Origin of the sequence: Sulfobacillus sp. hq2 (assembly GCF_002903155.1) — a bacterium.
Taxonomy (GTDB): domain Bacteria; phylum Bacillota; class Sulfobacillia; order Sulfobacillales; family Sulfobacillaceae; genus Sulfobacillus; species Sulfobacillus thermotolerans.
On record NZ_NWUL01000004.1, the window covers coordinates 1 to 3,803 of the forward strand.

3 protein-coding genes are annotated in these 3,803 nt (G+C 52.2%); 2 read left to right on the forward strand and 1 reads right to left on the reverse strand.

What is annotated here, in order from left to right; all coding sequences use genetic code 11:
* Window positions 1-144: 144 nt before the first annotated feature.
* On the forward strand, window positions 145-630 hold the full coding sequence (locus tag CO251_RS00070) for a site-specific integrase (RefSeq protein ID WP_158246085.1): 486 nt from the start codon (window positions 145-147) through the stop codon (window positions 628-630).
* Entirely contained in the window at window positions 627-1,550 is a 924-nt protein-coding gene (locus CO251_RS00075; protein ID WP_255398078.1) for a tyrosine-type recombinase/integrase, read from the forward strand. The genes CO251_RS00070 and CO251_RS00075 overlap by 4 nt, the downstream gene beginning before the upstream one ends.
* 1,813 nt (window positions 1,551-3,363) lie before the next feature.
* On the opposite strand, the gene CO251_RS17965 is transcribed toward CO251_RS00075, so the two are convergent.
* On the reverse strand, window positions 3,364-3,702 hold the full coding sequence (locus tag CO251_RS17965) for an MFS transporter (RefSeq protein ID WP_103373782.1): 339 nt from the start codon (window positions 3,700-3,702) through the stop codon (window positions 3,364-3,366).
* Between the last annotated feature and the right edge of the window lie 101 nt (window positions 3,703-3,803).

Below are 3,803 nucleotides of genomic sequence, written 5' to 3' on the forward strand. Positions count from 1 at the left end.
ACGCCACCCAGATCAATCATAGAATCTGATTTTGCTTCGAATTGTCATGTGCGGTCGAATCCCGAAAATCAATCACAGAATCCGGATACCCGAATAATTTAACTAGAGGAATTCTATTACGTGTAAAACATGAAGGTGTGTGCGATGAAGGTACAGAAGGTTCGTTATCCTCGGAGGAAGGATGGCGATCACATCTCATGGACCGTCGTGGGAGAGGATTTTCTTCCCGTCCCTGAAATTGAAGATTACATGGCCTTTTTGAAGAATATCGAGGCATCGCCCAACACCATTCATGCGTATGCGCATCACCTCAAACTCTTTTGGGAGTTTTTGAGGGATACCCATCAAGATTGGCGAACGGCAGGCTTGGAGACGTTGGCTCAATTTGTGGCATGGTTGCGCAATCCCCAGCCGGGCACACTGCCGATGCAGAGCACGGAAGCCCAACGCACCCAAGCGACCATCAACGCCGTCCTCTCGGCCGTGTCGGCGTTTTATGATTTCCACGCCCGTGTGGGGCATATCGAAGAAATTCCTGGGATGAAGGAGCACTATGGGGCACGGCGGTACAAAGGATTTTTGCACCATCCACGAAAACCCGGCCGTCTCAGGTACGCATCATTAAGCTGAAAGCGCCACGCAAGGTCCCGAAAACCTTAACGGTAGACCAAGTTCAGCAGATTTTGGCGCACTGCCGACATCGTCGGGATCGGTTTTTGGTCGCGTTGCTGTATGAAACCGGGATGCGGATTGGACAAGCCTTAAATCTCCGCCATGCCGATTACCTGGTCCACGAATTGGATGGCATTGACAGCGACTATGTCTTTGTCAATCTGTGGGGTGGGGCCCGGCCAACCGCTCACGTATCCGGCCGTCTTCGATCTGTTTGCCCGCCTGAGTCGCGAGCGCACCAGTTACAGGTGCTGATGGACTGGCTGAACACGTCGGCCATCTGTACAACGTCGCTGGTGGAACAAGACGTGGCGAAACATCTGGTGTCGTTTCGGACGTATCTCACGACGAAGGGAATCGCACAAAAACTCGTCGAGAAACGGTTGGATGGGAGCCAGACCGTACGGGTCTATCATAAAGACGATCCGACACTCTCTATTTTGCGTCAGTTGTACCGAATCCTCGAGGACGCGTATGATGGGCGTGAAGAATACGAGAAATCGGTTTGGAACGTCAAAAAGTTGGGGGTATCCGTCAACGGATCGCGTTCGGATTATACATTGAATTTTACCCATCTGGCCCCCGAGTGGTTGCAAACTGCGGGCAAATGCTTCATTCGCTATAGCCTGGCCACCAATTCGGTTCCAGAATGTCAGAATCGCCTCATGGCATTAACGTGGTTTGGACGGTTTTTGCGGAGTCGTACACAGCCTATCGCGCCACAAGAGATCGACCGCCCTCTGATTCTTGAGTATTTGGGCTATTTGCAGGGGAGCTCACTATTCCATGACTCTCGAAAAAAGCGGCTGATTGGTCTCCGAACCTTTTTGGAGGTGGCGGCCCGGAAGGATGGGCTTCCGTGCCTGCACAGCGCCTGATCTATTCCGAGGATATCCCCCGTCCAGTCGAACCAGCCTCGCGCTATATTCCGGAAGACGTGATTCAACAACTGAACCGCCACCTGGACGACCTGCCATCGGAGATTCAACGGATGGTGCTCATTGTACAGGAATGCGGTAACGCTAGCTGATCAATGTTTGCAAAACATCACGCCACGCTATTTTGGCACAAGAATCTTCGTCATAGAAACGTCTACGAGGAATGGGGCGGCTTGTAGCAACAATTTTCAGCTTCGCCTAAGATAACTAAAGGGCGGAGCTTGCGACTCCCCACCGGTTACTCGATTCCCTGAAGGTGCAGGTCATAGCGCCAATCGGGTGGTGTCGGCGCTTATCCCGATTATGTCGTCGGCACATGGAGGACCACCGGCTATGGCGGTGGACGAGATGCGTCGTGCCAAACTGCTAGGTCCCGTCGAAGAATCGTTCCATGCCTGCCGGGCGAAGGGGACCGGCACGCGGCCGGCCACGTATTGAGCGAGAATGCGCCGGCCTTCAGGGAATAGTCGCGATTCCAGACGAGACCTAAGGCGGGTTTCGTAAACTGGTCCCGGGTCTACGGATGCCCGTGGGCCAGCACACTCTTGTACCGAGCTAGGACGGTTTTAATGACCGATTGGGCCTTTTGCGAGCGCAATCCAAATTGAACCCGCAAGGGCCGATAGGTATGCGTATGCATTACGGGTTGCTGGAGGACGCGCGTGGTGTAAACCATTCCTGAGATATAATTGTATCCTTGGCGATACGCGTCGAGGCTCTGCTGGAGCGGCATCGTCTAATCTGGGCTCGGATACCATGGGACTTTCGCGGTCAAGGTTATCGCAGACGCCCCCAAACATTCACTGACATGGGCAGAACGGGGGGCTTCTCTTACTCGGCTCCTTCCCGGCCTGACGGCCAAGGGCTCTGCCGTATTTTAATGGAGCAAAGCGGTGATACACTGTCTTGAAGCTGGTGACGAGCACGTAGTAGCGAAGAATCCATGTGACTTTGTGATAATCGTAGGAACCGAAAATGCCTGCACGGCTATGGCGCGCGATCCCCTGTTTATTGTCAAGAAAAAAGGCTCTTCCGCACGTTGGGTGGAAAACTCTCGGGAGTTTATCCAAACTTATCCGACCATGGCTTGTCGCCGGCACCACACGAATGGAAACAAAACAGGCCATGAAAGTTCAGTACTTCGCTCTCGCACTCCCCGGACCGGAAACGTTTTAGGCTACGGTCTGATGGGGGGTTCGTTTGCACCGGAGAGAGAAGCCACCCCGCCCATATATGAGGAATTTGACTTTAGTACTTTTGTTGTTAGACCGTTTCACCATCCCTTGGCTCAAGCGGCTGTGGATACCGGCAGATCCGGCTTTGTAAGAGATTGAGAAGCGGATTTTCCGCCCTGATGTCTTTCTTCGCTGATCCAATACGGGCCAAGGTTGACAGAGCCAGAGGAGCCCGAAGGTACAGCAAGCTCCACCTTACCTACTGGCGAGAAAATCTTACAGCATTTGCGAGGGCTCATCGGTAAGAAGATGACCCATTGTAAGTCTTTGATAAGATTTTTGGTAAATACTAAGTTAAGACATTATATACCAGTAGACCGCGGTAGGTGTATAAAGGGGACTGTTATAAATTCCGGTGAGAACCACCGTCGATAATGTAAGTCGCCGGTGAGGTCGGTTCCACTGGCACCCGATAGCCCATGGTGCCCGGTGTCTGTAAAATGGGAGCAGTTACCAAATGTTCGACTTGTCGGCACAGGCTTGACACAGGTCCTGCTGCTTAAACCAGAATACTGACGTTATCTACGATTTTCCACCATATCTTCGTGCGGATTTGGTTTTAGGCCTTTGAATGAATACCAAAGTGTTAGGTCATAGACAATTTTAATTATCCCACCGCCAATAAAGGGGCCAAGGGACCCAAGCGTATCTAATGCCCACCCTCCTACTACTGGCCCGATAGCTCTTCCGAATTGTTTTCCAAGCGATGTCATTCCGGTTGCTTGAACCCGCTCCTCTGGCAAAACAACAGCAGCAATATAGGACTGTCGGGTGGGCACGTCCATCTCTACAAGAAGTCCGCGAACGAGCAACAAGAGGGAAGCTATCGTAGCCGTCGGGGAAAACGGAACCACCATTAATAAAATGGGGTATTCGGATTTCTTGATTGACCTCTGCGGTTATGCGTCTGGCCGACGTCGGGGCATTTCTGTTGATCGGGCTATGGGATAGGCAAACC